Raw genomic sequence first — 19,281 nt, 5'->3', positions numbered from 1 at the left:
ATGCAATCTCCTGACAAAAGTCAGAAGTTTGGCGCAAGTTGAAATCGATTACAGAAAAATATGTCATTTAGTAATGGTCGTTCAACGAGTTATCATGCGACAATTCTCGAATCTCCGGACACTACTGACTAAATGTGATTTCTTGTGGATAACTTATTTATTATTACCTGGTTTTTAAATTAAACGCAGCTTAAAAATTAAACTGTATAGCCGCCCTTAGGGTATATGTAAAATTTGCCTAACAAAATGGGAGAATACTCCTTTTCTCCCAGTACATACATACTGCTATTCTGTATTAGAATGATAGGACACTTGTCCTAAATAATTTTCTCCAACATACCGGGGTTCTAGAATCAGTCGATACCAGAGCTCAGTTTAAGCATTTTCTTTTCTGTCACGCGTCATAAAACCTAGCAAGCCTAAACCTGCCAGCAGCATGGCGTATGATTCGGGTTCGGGGACGGCTGTAATAGTGGTGGTGAAATAAGCTTCACCTACGGTACCGCTTGGACCCGTCCAAATCCATCGCGCATCCGGTGCAATACTGCTCATTGTACCCCAAGGCCCTACGCCATTTGCACCGAAACCATCGTAAGGGGTGTTATAAGCTAAGCCAAACCCGGTGGCATTGACTTCCCAATCAATCGAATTGGAGGCAAGCGTTTGCGTCCCATTTCCGAAGGTAAAATTTGTGTCTGACAAACTAAAGCTACCAAGAAAAGCGCTAGGTGCACCAAAAACGTCTTTCGCTGCGATGTGCAGATAGTACGTATTGCCTGAAGTCAGAGTAGTTGAGAATGACTGAACTGAAGGCCAGGAACTGCCGGATACCAAAGGCGTGCCCGCGACGGAATCGTCAGTGCTTAAATAGGCCGTAAACGCATCATCAGCAGTCAAATTGCCGGATAGCGTTGTGGCCGACGCGCTGATAGGCAAAAGTGCCGAGAATGCCAGGATAGTAATGAGTTTGTTGATAGGTTTCATGGATATTTCCTATGTTAAAAAATGACTCAATCGAAATTGGTGTTTATAGAATAAAGCTTTTTATGCATACACAATGCTATTTAGAGTAACTGATGTGTAAATTAATTCTTTGGTCAATTGATACTTGATTTACTATGATATTTGACCTGCGTTGTCATATATAAAATAAATAAGCTGTATCGGAGAAGTAAACATCTTTCCAGCCCCTCTATACATTAGTCCTAATTTTTTAAAAAAGAAATAAGGAGTTTGCTTAATTTTTTGACGCGAGTTTGTGAAGCAATAGGAGTCTATTACGCGCAGATTCGTATTACAGTATTCCAAGCGAGAACACTTTACATTGAATCAATTAGCTGAACGAGAAAAAGGGGGTTGTCTATTAAGACCAACCCCTTCTTTGTTATTGGTAGCGAATCCCAGATTCGAACTGGGGACCAACGGATTATGATTCCGCTGCTCTAACCACTGAGCTAATTCGCCATATGCACAGACGCAAGAGGCGGCATTCTGCCTTTGAGGGGATGGTTTGTCAAGTTCAAAAATGTGACTTGACAAGGGTTTATGCGTGTTTTCATAGGGTTGAGGCCGGTTCGGTTGCACTTTATTCAGTGTTGATGATTAAAGTTTGTTTGACTAAGTTGCACGGGCATCGGTTTCGTCGAATTAATAAATGAAATCCTGCGTTCAGCGGGTATGCAGTTTGTGTTACCCGTCCGTTGCAAAGCGGCTGTATAATCAGTTTTATGAAATTCGATATGATAGTGATTGGCGGTGGACTCGTTGGGGCAAGCTTGGTGGCTGCGCTGAGGGATAGTGGTTTGAAAATAGCGCTGATAGAGCCGCATGAGTCCATGCCATTGCCACGAGATGAGGGTTGGGATAGCCGAGTCTATGCGATTAGCCCAGGGAGCGCGGCTTTTCTGGAAGAATTGGGGGTGTGGCAGCGCTTGGAAGCTGAACGTGTGGCACCGGTTTATGAGATGGCGGTATTTGGCGATGACAATAGCGCGCATATTAATTTTAGCGCGTATGAGATTGGCATATCGGAACTGGCATTTATCGCGGAAAATCGCCAGCTGCAAACAGCCGTCTGGGAAGTGCTTAAATCCCCGAACGAGAATATACAAATACTTTGTCCAGCAAAATGTACCGCAATCGTCTGGCAGGAGTCGCATGTCGATGTGCAATTGACGGACGGCAGTCAGCTTCAGGCTGCATTGGTGGTAGGTGCGGATGGCGTAAATTCCTGGGTGCGCAGGCAAGCTGAAGTCGATGTGAAACAACATGCCTACAACCAGATCGGTGTGGTGGCAAATTTTAGCGCGGAATTGTCACACCGTTATATTGCGCATCAATGGTTCAGGCGGGATGGCGTGCTGGCGTTGTTGCCGTTACCGGATAAGCGGGTATCCATGGTTTGGTCTACCAGTGAAGAACAGGCGGAGATACTGCGCAATTTACCAACGGAAGAACTCTGTCGACGGGTGGAAGTGGCCGCTTCGCATATGCTGGGTGCATTGCAACTGATTACACCGCCGGTGGGTTTCCCGTTAAATTTTGTGCATGTGGAAAAATTAGTTAAGCCACGGCTGGTGTTGATCGGTGATGCAGCGCATGGCATTCATCCGCTGGCCGGACAGGGTGTTAACCTGGGTTTGCGGGATACACGGGAACTTGCAGCGGTACTCAGCGCGCGTGGATTGCAAACAGATTGTGGTGATTTTATGTTGTTGCGGCGTTACGAGCTGGCGCGCAAGGAAGATATATTGGCTTTAGAATTAGTGACCGATAGCTTGCAGAAATTATTCAATAATTCCAATCCGACACTGGCCCGATTGCGGAATCTAGGGCTTGAGATAACCAATCGCTTGCCGCTGATTAAAAATCAACTGATGCAGCACGCTTTGAATTAAATTACATTTTTAAAACTGGAGTCATCATGACTATGCGCTGGAAGCTTCTCATTTCAATCTTGGTATTTGGTTTTTTTTCTAAAGCAATCTGGGCTGATGAAGCAGCTTTAAGAAAGGCCATTCAACCCCATTTTGCGGATAGTAAAATTGAAAGCTTGAAGAAAACGCCTTATTTGGGATTGTATGAAGTGGTTGTCGGTGATGAGGTTTTTTATACCGATGCTAAAGCCGATTATTTTTTCTTTGGCCATGTGATCGACACCAAGACCCGGACGAGCATGACCAATGAACGGATCCAGGAGATCAAGGCTGCTCGACGTGTTCCGCTAGATTCTTTGCCGTTGGAATCGGCGATCAAGGTCGTGAAAGGCGATGGCAAGCGCCGAGTGGCGATTTTTACCGATCCTAATTGCCCGTACTGCAAGCAATTGGAAAAAGAATTGCTCAATGTGACGAATGTTACGATCTATACCTTGTTGTATCCGGTGCTCAAAGGATCTATGGAGTTATCCAAAAAGATCTGGTGCTCAGATAACAAAATTAAAGCTTGGGATGATTTTATGTTGAAAGGTGTGGCGCCAACGAGTAAAGATTGCGAAACACCTTTGGACGTACTGGTGAAGTCTGGTCAAGAGAATAAAGTAAGCGGCACGCCAACATTAATTTTTGCAGATGGCTCGGTTGTGGGCGGCATGATTCCGGCGACAGCGATTGAGGAAAAACTGGAAAGCGCAAGTAAGAGCAAATAGAGTTTCAAGTTGAACACGCTTAAAAAAGCTTGCTGAATTACTTCAGCAAGCTTTTTTTATTGCCGTGTCAATGCAGGTGCCGTATAACCACGGGGCATCAACACCCACATTTTTCCCGATTGCTTCATTCTGCCCGCTTGATTGCCAGCTTCATGGCCAAATCCCCAGAAGAAATCAGCGCGAATCCCGCCTTTGATGGCGCTACCGACATCCTGCGCGACCATGAGCCGATTCAAGGGTTTGTTGGTGTTTGGCCAGGTGGTTGCCAGAAATACCGGTGCGCCTTGCGGGATTGAAAGCGGATCGATGGCGATGCTCCTCCCGGCTGTTAATGGCACACCCAGAGCGCCGATCGGGCCGGATAAATCGGCGGGTAGTTCACGAAAAAATACGTAACGTGCGTTTTGTTGCAGCAACGCAGGCAACTTACTCGGGTTTTGTTGTCCCCATTGCTTGATGCCCTGCATGGAGGCTTTTTCCAGGGGTAATTCGCCGCGCTGTACCAGAAGTTTGCCAATGGAGTTATACGGGTGACCGTTCTGGTCGGAAAAGCCTATTTTTATCATGTCTCCGTTATCGAAAACGATTCTACCGGAACCTTGGATGTGCAGAAAAAACAATTCCACTTCGTCTTCCACCCACAAGAGTTCATAACCGTTCAATATTTTCGGGTTAGTCATGATTTCTGCCCGGCTGTAATAAGGGACTATTTTGCGTCCATCCACTCGGCCACGCAGGCGCAGATCTTTAAGTTCCGGATAGGCTGCGCCTAAATCTATCGTTAGAAGTTCATTGGGTGTAGCATAAATCGGGTAGCGATAACGGCTGGAGGGTTTTCGGCTGCCTTTGAGCAGCGGTTCGTAGTAGCCTGTCACTAATCCTTCTTGACTGTTATCGGTGTTGATAATCTGATAGGGCGTGAAATAGCTTTCAAAAAAATTTCTCAGCGTAGTGTTATTGGGTTTCTGCAGTGAAGCAGCCGCTTTGCAATTTTCTTTCCAGATCGGTTGTTTGCTTAAAACCGTACAACTTTTCAAAAAAGCCTGCCATGCAGGTAACAGATCATCATCCGCCCAGCCCGTTAGTGCAGACCATTGAGCGCGTTTATGGGTGGATTTTGTCAGCGGTTTTTCGGGCAGTGGCGTGATGGTTTCGGTCGGCTGACTCGGTGGCAGGGTGGGGCTGATTGTTCCAGTCGAACAGGCAGTGAGCAACAGGAACAAAGCAACTACAATAAAACTTAATTGGTTTTTCATCAAATATTGGTTAAAGTGACAGCTTGGTTTCTTAACTTTATAGCAAACTTAAATTATGTGGTTACTTGCAGTCGAAGCAGCTGTGGTATTGGTTTTATTAGCTTTTATTATCTGGTGGACCATGTTTTCAGGTAAAAAAAAGAAAGATGATGAAAACAAAGATTGATAGCAGAGGTCATTCAACGCGTTATTATATATTCTGATTGAAATATTGCCAGATTATGACCCGTCAGATTGGATTCTCAATATCGATAAACTGATGCTGGATACCGAATTTTTGTGCAATGTGGTCACCTAATGCTTGCACACCATAACGCTCCGTTGCATGGTGCCCCGCAACAATAAATGCGACACCGGATTCTCGCGCAGCATGAACATTCTGCTCGGATATTTCACCGGTGATGTAGGCATCAACACCTTGCTGAATCGCTGCTTCAAAATAGCCTTGCGCGGCACCGGTGCACCATGCGATGCGCCGGATAGTTTTATCTGGATCACCAAATATCTTCGGTTTGCGCAACAAAGTCCGTGATATTTTTTCACCCAAAGCACTCAGGGTTGTAGCTTGGGCTAATTCTCCCTGTACTGCGATATCCTGATCGCCAAAATGACCCGTTTCGATAAATCCCAGTTTCTTTCCCAATAGCGCATTGTTTCCGAACTGCGGATGCGCGTCTAACGGCAGATGATAGGCAAATAAATTCATTTGTTGGTGCATAAGCAACGCAATGCGACGGGCTTTCATGCCGGTGATACGTGTATCCTCTCCGCGCCAGAAATAGCCATGGTGAACGAGAACGGCATCTGCTTTGGCTGTCGCGGCAGCTTGCAGAAGATCGAGTGAAGCCGTAACGCCACTAATCAGGGTAAGAATGTTGCCGCGCCCTTCCACTTGCAAGCCATTTGGGCAATAATCACGGAAGCGGGGTATATCCAGTAATTGATTCAGATGGCTTTCCAACTCATCTCGATGCATTGATTTTCTCCTTCGCGCCTATACTACTATCAATAGTACCGCAATAATTTTAATTTTGGAGTAACACGCTTTGATGTACAGACTCTGGTTGATTTTTGCACAAACGGCAACAGTATTGCTGGCTATTTTTTTTGTGATCTCCACGCTACGGCCTGAATTGCTTCCCTGGAAACCCCGGGGAGAAATCGTGACGGTCAAAGAGGCCGTGCCTGTCGTTGAAACGGAAAGACCAGACAGTTATTCCAAGGCGGCCGAAATAGCCATGCCATCCGTCGTCAATATTTTCACCAGTAAAGAAATAAAAGAAGAACCTTCTCATCCGTTGCTGAATGATCCCATGTTTCGCCGATTCTTTGGTGAACAAGAATCTAAAGCGCGCCGTACATCAAGCCTGGGTTCTGGCGTGATTGTCAGTCCTAATGGCTATATATTGACCAATCATCATGTGGTGGAAGCTGCGGATGAAGTAGAAATTGCCTTGGTCGACGGTAGAAAAGCCAAAGCGAGTATTATCGGCTCGGATCCTGAAACAGATCTGGCAGTGCTGAAGATAAAACTGGAAGAATTACCTGCCATAACTTTTGGCCAGTCACAACAAGTTAAAGTGGGCGATGTTGTGCTGGCAGTAGGAAATCCCTTTGGCGTCGGGCAAAGTGTTACCATGGGCATTGTCAGTGCAATGAGCCGGAGCCGGGTTGGGATTAATACTTTTGAAGATTTTATTCAAATCGACGCGGCGATCAATCCGGGTAATTCGGGGGGGGCGCTGACCGATACGTCGGGTAATTTGATCGGTATTAATACGGCGATTTATTCCAGCAGTGGCGGTTCACTGGGCATTGGTTTCGCCATTCCTATCCATGTTGCTAAACAAATCATGGAACAAATTATCCAGTCCGGCAGCGTGACTCGAGGCTGGTTGGGAGTCAGCATGCAGGATATGACGCAGGATCTGGCAGAATCATTTGGTCTGGATAGTCCGATAGGGGCCTTGGTGGCGAGTGTGCTCAGAGATGGTCCGGCAGACAAAGCGGGTATCAAACCTGGCGATATCATCATAGCTGTCGAAGGTAAGCCGATGAAGAATTCATCAGACATGCTGAATCGGGTTGCGGCATTGTCGCCCAATGACACGGTTGCGGTCACTGTGATCCGCAATAAGCAGGAAAAAACAATTCAAGTCACAGTAGGTATACGGCCTAAACAACAGTAATCGCATTCAAGAAAATCAAATCTGAAGCAAACTAAAATTTATGAAGAATCTATTGCCAGCTAACGGATTTTTATCCGTAATTTCCCAGTGGTTTAGCGCTAATATTCTTGCATTAGGGCGTGAGATGCGGCTGTCTTATTTGCCGCCGCTGATGGTTTATGTGGCTGCAGGTATTTCTGGTCTGACAGGTATTGTTGGCACATTTTACGTGAAGGAAAGGCTTGGACTCTCCGCCGAATTTTTAGCCATGCTTGGATTCTGGATGATGTTGCCGTGGGCGTTAAAGATGCCATTGGGTCATTTGGTCGACCTGGTATGGCGCTGGAAGGGTTTGTTGGTGTATCTAGGGGCCAGTTTGATCATGCTGAGCTTGCTGATCATGATAGGATTGCTTGGGCATACCGAAGCGATGGCAGCCATGGCTTCGGTAGAAACTTGGTTTGTGGTATCGGCTTTACTGGCACCGATTGGTTATGTTTTACAGGATGTGGTGGCAGATGCCATGACCGTTGAAGCAGTGCCGCGTGTCGATGAGAATGGTCAGAAGCTGGACCCGGATAAACGTAAATTAATGCATGTCACCATGCAAACCTTGGGACGTGTCGCCATCATCGGCGGGGGTGTGCTGGTATCCATTGCCAATGTTTTTTTACTGCGCGATGCGGGTGCGCTGCCAGAAGCCGAAAAAGAAGCTGTCTACTTATTTGTTTATCAATTGGCGTTGATTATTCCATTGGTTTCTATTTTTGGCGTGGTCTTCGCATCCTGGTTGCAGCGGCGTGACATGAAACGTTTTCTTGCGCAAGGCCATAGCCGGCAGGAAGCGGGCGTATTACTGGGTCTTCATTCAGAACCACCGTCCATTAACTGGTGGATTCTGGGTGGTGGATTAGTTTTTACTGTTCTGTCATTGGGCGTCGGTCTGAGCCGTATATCCGGTGGAGAAGAAATCGTATTTATTATTTCCATGGCAATCGTTATATTTCTGATGTGGCGATTGACTGGAGAGCTTGAACCGGATGCGCGCAATGTGCTGGTTGGTACAGCCGTTATGATATTCGTATTTCGTGCGATTCCCGGGCCGGGTGCCGGTTCCACCTGGTGGATGATTGATACCTTGGGTTTTGATCAGCAGTTTCTCGCCGTATTGTCTTTGGTTGGCGCTGTACTGACACTATTCGGCATGTTTATTTTCCGCCGCTTCATGGCCGAGCGCTCGATTGCTTACATCATCGGCTTTCTTACTATCGTCGGCACCTTCCTTTCGGCGCCGATTATTGGCATGTATTTTGGTCTGCATGAGTGGACTGCTTCAGTAACGGGAGGTGTAGTCGATGCGCGTTTCATTGTGCTGATTGATACCGCACTGGAATCACCGCTGGGCCAGATTGCCATGATTCCGATGCTGGCTTGGATTGCAAATTCTGCACCGGAAAAGCTCAAGGCTACTTTTTTTGCGGTGATGGCATCCTTTACGAACTTGGCTCTATCGGCTTCACAACTGGGAACCAAGTATCTCAATCAATTGTATGAAGTGAAACGCGAAGTGAAAGATATTGCCTCAGGTCAAGTGACAATTCCGGCAGACTATAGCGAGTTAGGACATCTGTTGATTACTGTCACAATCATTGGATTTGTATTGCCGCTGATTACGATTTTGATCGTTAAACATTCACGCTTTCGTAACGCTTGATTAACCCCGGTTCTATTCAATTTCTTCACAGACTATATAGTCAAGTATCTGAAATATAGATAATTCATGAGTGGCTAAATTAATTCTTGCTGAATCCGTTATTACTTTGACCGGCGTCCATAGCAGTTTTGAATTATGTATGCGGGTATTTTTTAATCTACAAAACTGAAGCGTTTTTTATGTTCTACGCATCAGTATTTGTTTTTGATAAAGGAGATATTATGAAGCAACTGTTTTTAATGATGACTTTATTATTTCTGTTTACGGGGACAGCTCTCGCGGCTGTTAATATCAATACAGCTTCGCAAACTGAATTGGAAGCTCTGCAAGGGATTGGCCCTGCCAAAGCAAAGGCGATCATTGAGCATCGCGAGAAAAGCGGTGCTTTTGCTTCGATAGATGATTTGGCGAAGGTGAGTGGTATTGGCCCGGGAATTGTCAAACAACTGCGTGATGTGGTTACCGTAGAAGGCGAGAAAAGCGCAGAGGCTCCAGCTAAACCGGAGTAATGTTTTTGTTGTCGATTTAAAACCCCCTCTGAGTTCTCTTCAGAGGGGGTTTTTATTTGGATGAGCGCAGTGTTTCATTGCAGGCCGCATGTGTGATAATCTCAAACGATCTAATATAAGATTAGCGCTCATGTATAAAACGATTGAGAATTTTGTTGGTAATACGCCCTTAGTAAAACTTAAGCACCTGCCTGGAGCAACCAGTAATGTCATACTCGCCAAGCTCGAGGGTAATAATCCGGCCGGCTCGGTAAAAGACCGGCCGGCGTTGTCGATGATTTCTCATGCACAGCAACGTGGAGAAATTAAACCGGGCGATACGCTGATTGAAGCGACCAGTGGTAATACCGGTATCGCGCTGGCAATGGCTGCCGCAATTATGGGTTATCGCATGGTATTGATCATGCCAGAGAATTTGAGTATAGAACGGCGGCAATCCATGAGCGCATACGGCGCAAAAATTATACTCACTCCAAAAGCAGGAAGTATGGAGCATGCGCGGGATTTAGCGGAGAAGATGCAGAATGAAGGACAAGGAATAATTCTTAATCAATTTGCTAATCCGGATAATCCTTTGGCGCATTACGAAGGTACGGCACCAGAAATCTGGCGGGATACCCAAGGAAAGATTACACATTTTGTCAGTAGTATGGGAACTACTGGTACGATCATGGGTTGTGCGAGATTCTTTAAAGAACAACAATCAACGATTAAAATTATTGGTGTGCAGCCGGAAGAGGGAGCACAAATTCCAGGCATTCGCAAATGGTCCCCAGCTTACTTGCCTAAAATATATGACCCGAAACAGGTTGATGAACTGTTGTACGTTTCTCAAAACGAAGCTGAAGACCTGACGCGACGGCTGGCCAGAGAAGAAGGAATTTTCGCAGGTATCTCATCAGGAGGGGCCTTGGCGGCTGCGTTAAGGATATCCGCTCAAGTTGAGAATGCGGTGATTGTGCTGATTGTTTGTGACCGCGGCGATCGTTATTTGTCTACCGGGGTTTTTCCTGCTTAGCAGGTCGTTGAAAAACGTTTTCGAGGTAGCCGATGCAAGGCAAAAACAGGCGAAAAAGCGCAGTTTATGCTTAATAAATGAGCATTCTGAGTCTGTTTTTAACACCGCAACGGCAACGCAGATAGTTTTTCAACGGCCTGTTAGAGAAATTTGCACGGTAATTGGGTGCCCCTTCAATTTTAAGTCAGTGCGACACAGAATTTTTTGCAATAAAGTTCAATCAGGCAACGTTTATAATTTATAATTTGTATCGCTTACGCAAGACGTAAGAGAACTGGTTGAATTTGTTATTAGAATAAAATATCCAGGTTTTACATCAGACTGATCTGCTGTCTTGTGGTTATAACATGACACTGGAACAGGTTAATAATGCACAGAAATCAGATTCTGTTAGCCATCTTAATAAGAAGATACGCAAAGTATCAGTACAATTTAGGTATTCAGCTCGGAATGTTAAACAATAACTTTTCACTCCCTATTCGTGTCTATTATCAGGATACTGATGCGGGTGGCGTGGTATATCATTCTACCTACCTGAATTTTATGGAGCGGGCACGCTATGAATGGCTCAGGGAGTTGGAATTTAATGTCAATTCATTGATAGAAATTCACAAAATTTTGTTCATGGTGCGTTCGCTTGAAATTGATTATTTCAAGCCCGCAATACTGGATGATTTATTGAACGTGACGGTAGCAGTTGCAGAGATAGGCAGGAGTCGTATCACGTTATCTCAGGAAATTTTATGCAACCATGTCAAGCTAGTGAGTGCCACGATCCATGTGGTGTGTGTCGGCGCAGAAAAGCTCAAGCCAGTGAGCATCCCTGTGCCATTACGTGAGAAAATTGGGAAGTTCGCATGAGTACAACAGTAACACAAGACATGTCATTTCTTCATCTGATCAGTAGCGCCAGTTTGCTGGTGCAACTGGTGATGTTGATTTTGGTATTGATTTCACTGTCATCGTGGTGGTTTATTTTTCGTAAATTATTCGTCATCCGCTATGAAATAAAGAAAACCGATGAATTCGAGGATATTTTCTGGCGTGGTGTCGATTTGAATGCATTGCATCAACGCATTATAAGTTCACGTTATGAGTCAGGCAGTTTGGAGCGAATATTTGCTGCCGGTTTTGGCGAATTTAACAAGCACCCGGTCGGTTCTGATCTTGACGCGGTGATGGAAAGCACCCGCAGAGCCATGCGTGCAACTTATCAACGGGAAATGGATCATCTGGAATCTCACTTGTCTTTCCTGGCCACCGTTGGATCAGTCAGTCCCTATATTGGCTTGTTAGGCACCGTCTGGGGAATTATGAATTCTTTCCGCAGCTTATCCAGCGTTACGCAAGCGACCATTGCACATGTTGCGCCGGGAATTGCGGAAGCCTTAATAGCAACGGCGATGGGATTGTTTGCGGCAATTCCGGCGGTAGTTGCTTATAACCGTTACGCCAGCAGAACGGATCAACTGGCAACGCGGTTTGAGAGCTTTATGGAAGAATTATCCAATGTGTTGCAACGGCGAGCAGCCGAATAGAAAGAACTGAGGGGATTTTATGGCGCGTCGTGCCAAACATCGATTAATGAATGAGATCAATGTAGTGCCGTACATTGATGTGATGCTGGTACTGTTAATTATTTTTATGATTACAGCGCCGATGATTAACCATGGGCAGATCGAGTTACCACAAATTGGTAAATCGTTAGCGACACCAGTAGCGCCCCTGGAGGTGATCATTAAGGCAGATGGCAGTCTGACCTTGCGTGATCGTGCCAAGACAGCTGTAGAGCAGAAAGTGGACAGAAGCCAATTGATTGAGGCCATTAAACAAAAGCAGGCGCAAAATGCTGAGCAACCGGTCGTGATTGCAGCTGATAAAAATGTGCGTTACGAAGAAGTGATTAAAGTAATGGATATTCTGCAGCAGAATCAAGTGCAGAAAGTGGGTTTGCTGGCTCAACAAAAATGAACGATATGTAATGAGTGTGAGCGTCTTACGCAATTCATCCCCTTCCGAACCTAGAATATTATTGGCTGGTGTACTGGCGCTACTGGTACATCTTATTTTCGTTGCGATAATGATTTTTGGTTTGGATTGGAAGGACCATCCACCAGAAGGCATGGTTGTCGATATATGGACTGAGTTACCTAAGCCTATCCAGGAACCAGTCAAAACTCAACCGCCTCCAAAGCAACCTAAACCAGTTCCAGAGCCCGTCAAACCTAAGCCGGAACCGGAGCCAACTAAACCAGAGCCGCCCAAACCTGAACCAGCGAAACCGGAGCCGGTTAAGCCTGAACCGGTCAAGCCTGCGCCACAGAAAGCAGTTGTGGAACCACCTGTAAAAAAACCCGATATCGCGTTGAAGCAGAAGCCTGAACCGATTAAAGAGACTAAGCCGGATCTGGAAGAACAAAAGAAAAAAGAACAAGAAAAAATTAAAGAGCAGGAAAGATTAAAAGATCTAGAGAAGCAAAAAGAACTTGAGAAAAAGAAAGAGTTAGAAAAACAGAAAGAGCTTGAAAAGAAGAAAGAATTAGACAAACAAAAGGAATTAGAGAAGCAGAAAGAACTGGAAAAACAGAAGGAACTGCAGAAACAGAAAGAAAAAGATCTGGCCGCACAACAGCAACGTGAGCGGGAAGCAAAGGCACAGCGGGAAGCCGATGCGAAACGCGCTGCACAACAAGCTGCGGCAAGGAATCAGGTAACAAATGAGATATCGAAATATAAAGCCCTGATTCTTGCCAAGATAAAGAGCCGAATCGTGATGCCACCGGATTTGCCAGGTAATCCTGTTGCTGAATTCAACGTTACTCTGCTTCCAGGTGGTGATATTCTCGATGTCAGGGTAAGCAAGAGTAGCGGGCACGCAGTATTTGATAATGCGGTTGAACGTGCAATCTTTTTGTCAAAACCATTGCCGCTGCCGCCTGATCCTGCATTATTTAATGAATTTCGTAATTTGAATATTACAGTGCATTATCGCGAATGATTGTTATAATCGATGGGGATTTTTTTGTTATTTGAAAATTTAATACATATGTCAATATATCGGCTAAAATCTATTTATCGTGCATTGATTCTGCTTTTATGCCTGATCAGTGTGCCTGTGTACGCGCAACTGAATATCGAGATTTTTGGTGGTGGGGCATCACGCATTCCCATTGCGATTGTTCCTTTCGCTGATGAAAATAAACTTCAGCCAAGTATTACGTCAGTGATTAGTGCTGACTTGCAACGGACTGGTTTGTTTAAACTGGTTGATCCTGCTGGCCTGTCGCCGCACGCACCTGTGGAAGTCGTGTATGCGGACTGGGCCAATCGTGGCGCTAATGCATTGGTAATTGGGCGTGTCGTACCGATATCCGGCGATCAGGTGGAAATTCAATTCCGTCTGATGGATGTTGCAAAGAAATCGCAATTGACCGGTTTGGCGATCACGGTACCTACGGCACAATTACGTATGGCAGCTCATCGTATTGCAGATGTTATCTACGAAGCGTTGACGGGCGATGTGGGGGTATTCAGTACCCGTATTGCTTACGTGTTGAAACGCGGTAATAAGTATGCGCTTCAGGTCGCTGATGCGGATGGCTATAACGCACAATCCATCATTGAATACTCAGAACCGATTATTTCTCCTGCTTGGTCACCTGATGGCAATCAATTGGCCTATGTTTCATTTGAGAACAAAAAGCCGATTGTTTATGTTCAAAAATTAGCGACGCGTGAGCGTCGGGCGGTTGCCAGCTTTAAAGGCAGTAATAGTGCGCCAGCCTGGTCTCCGGATGGTAAAAAACTGGCTGTTGTATTGACCGGGCAAGGCGGATCGCAAATATTTCTGGTGAATGCTGATGGAAGTGGCTTGCAAAGATTAAGCAGAAGTTCCGGGATCGATACGGAGCCGAATTTTTCACCGGATGGCCGATACATTTTATTTACTTCCGATCGTGGTGGCAGTCCGCAAATTTATCGGATGCTGGTAACCGATACTGAAACCAGTAATGCTGAGCGACTTACTTTCGAAGGTAGCTACAATGTCAGTCCGGATTATAGTCAAGATGGTAAGAGTTTTACTTTTATCCATCGGAACAATAATCAGTTTAACGTCGCTGCTCAGGAAATTGGATCACGGCAGATACAGATACTGACAAATTCCAAATTTGATGAGTCGCCTAGTTTTGCGCCTAACGGCAAGATGATCTTATATGCAACTGAGATTAACGGACATGGTATATTATCCGCAGTTTCCAGGGATGGACAGACAAGGCAGCATCTTTCAGTACAAACGGGTGATATCAGAGAGCCGGCATGGGGTCCTTTACCAACTTGGAAGTAATATTTTTAATTTAAAGGAGTTATAAATGAGGAAGTTATTAGGAATTTCATTGATTGTTCTGTTATCAGCTTGCGCCAGTCAAACTACGCAACCTGAGGTTGAAGATCTCGCCGCAGGTGCGGGTGCCGGTTCAGGAAGTAGTGACTTGACAGGAGCAGGATCCGGCAGACCCAGCTATTTCAGTCAACTGCAGGATCCTAATAGTATTTTGTCCAAGCGTAGTGTTTATTACGAATATGATAGCTACACGGTTAAGAGTGAATATAGAGAGCTGGTACTGTCTCATGCTAGGTTCTTGCGTGATAATGCGAGCGCCAGCGTAATTCTGCAAGGGAATACCGATGATCGTGGAAGCCGTGAATACAATCTGGCTTTAGGACAGCGTCGTGCCGATAGCGTCAGAAACATGATGACCTTGGCAGGTGCGCGAGATGAGCAAATTGAATCCGTCAGCTTGGGTGAAGAAAAGCCGCGTGCATTAGGGCATGGTGAATCGGCATGGAGTCAGAATCGCCGCACAGATATCCTTTACCGGGGTGAATAAAGATGTTGATACGCGTTTTCTTACTGTTGTTACTGCTAAGCTGTAATGTCAGTTATGCATCATTGTTTGGTGATAATGAAGCACGCGAACAGATTACCGCATTACGTAAGCAAGTCAGTGAAATGGAAGCGCGTATTGCTAAAATGGAGCAAGCGCTGAACAGCCAAGCGTTACTTGAACTCTATGCACAAGTTGAAACGCTTGGGCTCGAATTGGGAAAACTGAACGGGCAAATAGAAATGCTGAGTAACGACAATGCCTTGTTACAGAAGCGGCAGCGGGATTTCTATATTGATTTGGACAATCGGCTGCGCCAGATTGAACAACCTGGTAAGAAGAGTTCTTCCGCTCCTGCAGCGCCAGCAAGCTTTTCCGATAGCACCTCAGTTAAAGAACAATCAGCTGCACCACCACAAGCTGGTGGTGTGGTGCCGGAAACTTCATCATCTGATGGAACTGCTACTTCTTCCGCTTCCGGTACATCCGATTCAACTGTGGTATCAGCAAATGAACTAGCGCCCGCTGGCCCAGCAGAGAATAGCGCCTATAAGGAAGCGTATGATTTATTCAAAAATGGTGAATATGCCAATGCAATTGCGCAATTCGAAAGCTTCCTGGGGAATTATCCGCAATCCAATTTGGCACCTGGTGCTGCTTATTGGATTGGCAATGCACGCTATGCACTGCGGGATTATCAACTGGCAATTGACGCACAGAGAAAATTGATTAGCACGTATCCGGATAGCAGCAAGGTGCCGGATGCATTCCTGAATATTGCCAGCAGCCAGCAGGAAATGGGCGATAGCAAGGCAAGTAAGCATACGTTAGAAAATCTGCTGGCAAAATACCCGAATAGTGACGCCGCAAAAAAAGCCAAGCAACGCTTGGCTAACATTAAATAAACTCCTCGCTTGAACAAATAGCCGGTCAATTGTTGTTTTCTGCATTACCTTCAAAGTAATATAATCTGTTTCTTTTTTCTTCCAGGCGATCAATCATTATGCAAGCGTTAGAGACAACAACCTTGCGTATCAGTGAAATTTTCTATTCGTTACAAGGTGAAACCAGTCGAGTTGGTTTGCCGACGGTTTTTGTGCGTTTGACGGGTTGCCCTTTACGCTGCGGTTACTGTGATACTGCCTATGCTTTTACCGGCGGTGAGAATCTATCGATAGCAGAAATACTGAACCAAGTGGCGCACTATCAAACGAATTATGTGACAGTGACCGGCGGTGAGCCTCTGGCACAGAAAGCTTGTTTGGATTTGTTAACTGCATTATGCGATGCACGGTATTCCGTATCACTTGAAACCAGCGGCGCATTGGATTTATCCAGAGTAGATGTGCGTGTATGCAAAGTTATGGATATCAAAACCCCGGGTTCTGGCGAAGTAACTAAAAATAACTGGCCCAATCTTGCTCATCTGAAGCAACATGACGAAATCAAGTTCGTGCTGTGCGATGAAGCAGATTATCAATGGGCTTACGAAATCATTCATACCAGGCAGTTACAGCAAATATGTCCGATCTTGTTTTCACCCGTTTATGGCAGTTTGGATCCCGCGACACTGGCCGCCTGGATACTGCGCGACAGCTTGCCAGTAAGGATGCAGATTCAGATGCATAAATTGCTTTGGGGAGAGGGGCCGGGACGGTGAAGTTTGTAAGGCTGATCAACGCATGAAAAAAGCGGTGGTATTGCTATCCGGCGGATTAGATTCTGCAACCGCGCTGGCGATAGCCCGGAACAGGCAATTTGAGTGTTATACCTTGAGTGTCGATTATGGCCAGCGGCATCGATCAGAATTAGAAGCAGCAAAAAAAGTCGCACAATCTTTAGGTTCTCAAACCCATCAAGTTATCAAACTCGATCTGACAACATTTGGTGGATCGGCACTCACAGACCGCTCAATTGAAATTCCGACTTCTGGAGAGAATACAAATATCCCCGTCACTTATGTACCCGCCAGGAATACCATTATGCTGTCGCTGGCGTTGGCATGGGCTGAAACGCTGGATAGTCAGGATATCTTCATCGGTGTGAACGCAGTCGATTATTCCGGCTACCCGGATTGCCGCCTGGAATATGTACAGGCTTTTGAAAATATGGCCAATCTGGCAACCAAAGCAGCCATTGAAGGCAAAAAAATGACCATTTATGCACCACTCATGCATTTGACCAAGAAAGGGATTATCCAGGAAGGAATTACTCTAGGTGTCGATTACAGTTTAACCGTTTCTTGTTATCGGGCTGATGAGCTGGGACGAGCTTGTGGTGTTTGTGATTCCTGTCGTATCCGGCGTGCTGGATTTGCTGCGGCGGGCGTAATCGACCCAACACGTTATCTGGTTAACTCATGAGTAATTACAATTGACCTGAGTTTAATTAGGGGTTGTGGAGTTGGGATCAACTAAATGCCCTCTTCCGGCTACAAAGAGACACTCGTACACATAGGAAAGAAGACTATCGAACGACAATTGTGTCATCTGGAAGCTGCTCTGTTTGCAATTGTCAGTCCGCTTTTTGGCCGAAACGTGGCAAAACTTGTGTGAGCATTTTAGGCTATGAGGTTATAATTATTACGATTGGTGCTTTTTGTATAGCCTTGATTGGAAATTAATTTGACAACTGTAAGTCACGCACCGAGACAACCGGTAAAAGATATCCTTTGCACGCTTCATGCAAAATTTAACCAGAATGTTCTCTCCATAGGAGCGGAAACAAGCCTTCTGCTAGATACGATTGATCTCAATTCTCGAATTATTAGCGAGATAAGAGGTATATTGTCTACAAACTATTGTGAAAGTGAAGGGCAAAAAAGGATTTGCAAAGAGATTTTGGATGAGGTTTTTACCGATTTTTCCCTAGCGATGTACCTGTGCGCGATTGGTTTGATTGTGCCGGCACGGATGTCAGTTCGCCGTGCATTTGAGCTTGGTTTGGCCACGGTTTACATGTGGGATCTGCCGCATGAGTATTGGGGCTGGCGCCATAAGGACCAGGATTTGAGTTTTTCAGTTATGGTCGCTCACCTAAACTCTGTTGGCTATCTTGAGTACATCGCGCAATTGCAGGGAGAAGAATCAGTATCCCCTATCTGCAACCAAGTAGATTTTCAAAGAATCTATCGGGAGCTCAGTAACACAGTTCATGGGAAAGTCTCTGGACTACCTCCTCTCTCGCCGGAAAGGTTTTCACCGGACAAAAACGGGATAGAGAAGCACCTGAAACAAATAGCAGAAGCACAAAATATCGTCATTTTGCTATTGTTTGCTCGGTTCCGGGGTCTTGAACTCCTTATAAAATCTGCCTTCCCGCAAATTAAGAGAACCTAAAGCACATGAATGCCCCGACGACACAGACTCAGATTACTGGTGACGATCTCCTGCAGACTGCACGGTGCGAGGATTTGCTCTACGAACAGATCCGCCAGATTTCCGTGCTTGGTGATTTTGAGCGACGCATTATAGATGCATTGAAGGGGGGCGGTGCAAACCTCCTTGAAGGTGCTCGTGGAGTGGGTAAATCCATGCTCCTCAGAATGGCTGAAATTGAACTGGATAACACTTTTCAAACGGACAAGAAGCTAGGTGTATATGTCAATTTCAAGACCAGTACATTGCTAGAAGGGGTGAAAGCTGATGAGCGGGATGCATTCCAAATTTGGGTAAATATCAAAATTCTCGAAGCCTTGCACGAGAAGATGTTGGCATTAAATCTTATTGCAAAGAGTGGAGGGGCGGACCCATATCAACGGGTCTTTGGAATTTCGTCCGTACTTGAAACTAAAGCGATGCTGGAAGAAAAGATTCATCTGCTGCAAAAGCTCGCTTTTAGCAAAGTCAGTCAGACGGATATTATCAACCAGATTGGAACTGAATTTCTGGCTAAGGCTCAGGACACCAGCTTCCTTGTGAATATCATTAGGGAGGTGGCTGAGCTTTTCTCATTGAATAAGATTTTGTTCTTTTTTGACGAGGCTGCGCACACATTCATCCCAACTCAACAGAACATTTTCTTTGAAATCTTCAAGCTGCTTCACGGTGGAAAAGTAGCGTGTAAGGCAGCTGTATATCCGACA

20 protein-coding genes and 1 tRNA gene are annotated in these 19,281 nt (G+C 45.5%); 17 read left to right on the top strand and 4 right to left on the bottom strand.

The genetic code is table 11. The features are described from left to right. Window positions 1-375: 375 nt before the first annotated feature. Window positions 376-984 carry a PEP-CTERM sorting domain-containing protein gene (locus tag QZ942_RS06480; protein ID WP_292993870.1) on the bottom strand — a complete coding sequence of 203 codons (609 nt, stop codon included), beginning with the start codon at window positions 982-984 and terminating at the stop codon, window positions 376-378. 404 nt (window positions 985-1,388) lie between these two features. Next, window positions 1,389-1,464: transfer RNA gene (locus tag QZ942_RS06475), tRNA-Met, on the bottom strand. Window positions 1,465-1,727: 263 nt separating this feature from the next. Between QZ942_RS06475 and QZ942_RS06470 the strand changes: the two genes are divergently transcribed. Both QZ942_RS06470 and QZ942_RS06465 read left to right on the top strand, forming a co-directional pair. Then, window positions 1,728-2,897, top strand: a complete 1,170-nt coding sequence (locus QZ942_RS06470) for a UbiH/UbiF family hydroxylase (RefSeq protein WP_292993869.1) — start codon at window positions 1,728-1,730, stop codon at window positions 2,895-2,897. A gap of 26 nt (window positions 2,898-2,923) precedes the next feature. Next, window positions 2,924-3,646, top strand: a complete 723-nt coding sequence (locus QZ942_RS06465; RefSeq protein WP_292993868.1) for a DsbC family protein — start codon at window positions 2,924-2,926, stop codon at window positions 3,644-3,646. Window positions 3,647-3,702: 56 nt separating this feature from the next. On the opposite strand, the gene QZ942_RS06460 is transcribed toward QZ942_RS06465, so the two are convergent. Together QZ942_RS06460 and QZ942_RS06455 are read right to left on the bottom strand one after the other, a co-directional pair. After that, window positions 3,703-4,902: a murein transglycosylase A gene (locus QZ942_RS06460; protein ID WP_292993867.1), complete on the bottom strand. Its 1,200-nt coding sequence runs from the start codon at window positions 4,900-4,902 to the stop codon at window positions 3,703-3,705. Window positions 4,903-5,131: 229 nt separating this feature from the next. After that, window positions 5,132-5,878 carry a Nif3-like dinuclear metal center hexameric protein gene (locus QZ942_RS06455; protein ID WP_292993866.1) on the bottom strand — a complete coding sequence of 249 codons (747 nt, stop codon included), beginning with the start codon at window positions 5,876-5,878 and terminating at the stop codon, window positions 5,132-5,134. Window positions 5,879-5,951: 73 nt separating this feature from the next. Between QZ942_RS06455 and QZ942_RS06450 the strand changes: the two genes are divergently transcribed. From QZ942_RS06450 to QZ942_RS06380, 15 genes are all read left to right on the top strand, one after another. After that, window positions 5,952-7,091, top strand: coding sequence for a Do family serine endopeptidase (locus QZ942_RS06450; protein ID WP_292993871.1), 1,140 nt, complete (start codon window positions 5,952-5,954; stop codon window positions 7,089-7,091). Window positions 7,092-7,131: 40 nt separating this feature from the next. After that, window positions 7,132-8,784, top strand: a complete 1,653-nt coding sequence (locus QZ942_RS06445) for a hypothetical protein (RefSeq protein WP_292993865.1) — start codon at window positions 7,132-7,134, stop codon at window positions 8,782-8,784. 221 nt (window positions 8,785-9,005) lie between these two features. Continuing rightward, window positions 9,006-9,293: a ComEA family DNA-binding protein gene (locus QZ942_RS06440; RefSeq protein WP_292993864.1), complete on the top strand. Its 288-nt coding sequence runs from the start codon at window positions 9,006-9,008 to the stop codon at window positions 9,291-9,293. A 130-nt stretch (window positions 9,294-9,423) separates the two neighbouring features. After that, window positions 9,424-10,311, top strand: a complete 888-nt coding sequence (cysM, locus tag QZ942_RS06435) for a cysteine synthase CysM (RefSeq protein WP_292993863.1) — start codon at window positions 9,424-9,426, stop codon at window positions 10,309-10,311. A gap of 450 nt (window positions 10,312-10,761) precedes the next feature. Continuing rightward, window positions 10,762-11,172 carry a tol-pal system-associated acyl-CoA thioesterase gene (gene ybgC, locus QZ942_RS06430; RefSeq protein WP_292993862.1) on the top strand — a complete coding sequence of 137 codons (411 nt, stop codon included), beginning with the start codon at window positions 10,762-10,764 and terminating at the stop codon, window positions 11,170-11,172. Next, window positions 11,169-11,849 (top strand): protein TolQ, encoded by a 681-nt coding sequence (gene tolQ / locus QZ942_RS06425; protein WP_292993861.1) that lies wholly within the window; start codon window positions 11,169-11,171, stop codon window positions 11,847-11,849. Before ybgC ends, tolQ begins: the two co-directional genes overlap by 4 nt. A 19-nt stretch (window positions 11,850-11,868) precedes the next feature. After that, entirely contained in the window at window positions 11,869-12,282 is a 414-nt protein-coding gene (gene tolR, locus QZ942_RS06420; protein WP_292993860.1) for a protein TolR, read from the top strand. A 10-nt stretch (window positions 12,283-12,292) separates the two neighbouring features. Further along, window positions 12,293-13,309 (top strand): cell envelope integrity protein TolA, encoded by a 1,017-nt coding sequence (tolA, locus tag QZ942_RS06415; RefSeq protein ID WP_292993859.1) that lies wholly within the window; start codon window positions 12,293-12,295, stop codon window positions 13,307-13,309. A gap of 48 nt (window positions 13,310-13,357) precedes the next feature. Then, window positions 13,358-14,656 carry a Tol-Pal system beta propeller repeat protein TolB gene (tolB, locus tag QZ942_RS06410; RefSeq protein ID WP_292993858.1) on the top strand — a complete coding sequence of 433 codons (1,299 nt, stop codon included), beginning with the start codon at window positions 13,358-13,360 and terminating at the stop codon, window positions 14,654-14,656. Between the two features lie 25 nt (window positions 14,657-14,681). Continuing rightward, window positions 14,682-15,200, top strand: coding sequence for a peptidoglycan-associated lipoprotein Pal (gene pal, locus QZ942_RS06405; RefSeq protein ID WP_292993857.1), 519 nt, complete (start codon window positions 14,682-14,684; stop codon window positions 15,198-15,200). 2 nt (window positions 15,201-15,202) lie between these two features. Then, entirely contained in the window at window positions 15,203-16,102 is a 900-nt protein-coding gene (gene ybgF / locus QZ942_RS06400; RefSeq protein ID WP_292993856.1) for a tol-pal system protein YbgF, read from the top strand. Between the two features lie 98 nt (window positions 16,103-16,200). Beyond that, window positions 16,201-16,857 carry a 7-carboxy-7-deazaguanine synthase QueE gene (gene queE, locus QZ942_RS06395; protein ID WP_292993855.1) on the top strand — a complete coding sequence of 219 codons (657 nt, stop codon included), beginning with the start codon at window positions 16,201-16,203 and terminating at the stop codon, window positions 16,855-16,857. 22 nt (window positions 16,858-16,879) lie between these two features. Further along, a complete protein-coding gene (queC, locus tag QZ942_RS06390; RefSeq protein WP_292993854.1) occupies window positions 16,880-17,560 on the top strand; it encodes a 7-cyano-7-deazaguanine synthase QueC in 681 nt (226 codons plus the stop codon). A gap of 261 nt (window positions 17,561-17,821) precedes the next feature. Continuing rightward, window positions 17,822-18,535: a hypothetical protein gene (locus tag QZ942_RS06385; RefSeq protein ID WP_292993853.1), complete on the top strand. Its 714-nt coding sequence runs from the start codon at window positions 17,822-17,824 to the stop codon at window positions 18,533-18,535. Window positions 18,536-18,540: 5 nt separating this feature from the next. Beyond that, a partial coding sequence (locus tag QZ942_RS06380; protein WP_292993852.1) for a hypothetical protein occupies window positions 18,541-19,281 on the top strand: 741 nt, incomplete at its 3' end.

This window comes from Nitrosomonas sp., from assembly GCF_021731985.1.
In the GTDB taxonomy this organism is placed as follows: Bacteria; Pseudomonadota; Gammaproteobacteria; order Burkholderiales; family Nitrosomonadaceae; genus Nitrosomonas.
This window is presented reverse-complemented; position numbering and strand designations above follow the sequence as displayed.

Excerpts from the sequence above, each read along its gene's own strand:
- tolR (WP_292993860.1), top strand. The coding sequence starts at position 11,869 with ATGGCGCGTCGTGCCAAACATCGATTAATGAATGAGATCAATGTAGTG.
- cysM (WP_292993863.1), top strand. The coding sequence starts at position 9,424 with ATGTATAAAACGATTGAGAATTTTGTTGGTAATACGCCCTTAGTAAAA.
- tolA (WP_292993859.1), top strand. The coding sequence starts at position 12,293 with ATGAGTGTGAGCGTCTTACGCAATTCATCCCCTTCCGAACCTAGAATA.
- ybgC (WP_292993862.1), top strand. The coding sequence starts at position 10,762 with ATGTTAAACAATAACTTTTCACTCCCTATTCGTGTCTATTATCAGGAT.
- QZ942_RS06465 (WP_292993868.1), top strand. The coding sequence starts at position 2,924 with ATGACTATGCGCTGGAAGCTTCTCATTTCAATCTTGGTATTTGGTTTT.
- queC (WP_292993854.1), top strand. The coding sequence starts at position 16,880 with ATGAAAAAAGCGGTGGTATTGCTATCCGGCGGATTAGATTCTGCAACC.
- tolB (WP_292993858.1), top strand. The coding sequence starts at position 13,358 with ATGTCAATATATCGGCTAAAATCTATTTATCGTGCATTGATTCTGCTT.
- ybgF (WP_292993856.1), top strand. The coding sequence starts at position 15,203 with ATGTTGATACGCGTTTTCTTACTGTTGTTACTGCTAAGCTGTAATGTC.
- QZ942_RS06445 (WP_292993865.1), top strand. The coding sequence starts at position 7,132 with ATGAAGAATCTATTGCCAGCTAACGGATTTTTATCCGTAATTTCCCAG.
- QZ942_RS06480 (WP_292993870.1), bottom strand. The coding sequence starts at position 984 with ATGAAACCTATCAACAAACTCATTACTATCCTGGCATTCTCGGCACTT.
- tolQ (WP_292993861.1), top strand. The coding sequence starts at position 11,169 with ATGAGTACAACAGTAACACAAGACATGTCATTTCTTCATCTGATCAGT.
- queE (WP_292993855.1), top strand. The coding sequence starts at position 16,201 with ATGCAAGCGTTAGAGACAACAACCTTGCGTATCAGTGAAATTTTCTAT.
- QZ942_RS06460 (WP_292993867.1), bottom strand. The coding sequence starts at position 4,902 with ATGAAAAACCAATTAAGTTTTATTGTAGTTGCTTTGTTCCTGTTGCTC.
- QZ942_RS06450 (WP_292993871.1), top strand. The coding sequence starts at position 5,952 with ATGTACAGACTCTGGTTGATTTTTGCACAAACGGCAACAGTATTGCTG.
- QZ942_RS06470 (WP_292993869.1), top strand. The coding sequence starts at position 1,728 with ATGAAATTCGATATGATAGTGATTGGCGGTGGACTCGTTGGGGCAAGC.
- QZ942_RS06440 (WP_292993864.1), top strand. The coding sequence starts at position 9,006 with ATGAAGCAACTGTTTTTAATGATGACTTTATTATTTCTGTTTACGGGG.
- QZ942_RS06455 (WP_292993866.1), bottom strand. The coding sequence starts at position 5,878 with ATGCATCGAGATGAGTTGGAAAGCCATCTGAATCAATTACTGGATATA.
- pal (WP_292993857.1), top strand. The coding sequence starts at position 14,682 with ATGAGGAAGTTATTAGGAATTTCATTGATTGTTCTGTTATCAGCTTGC.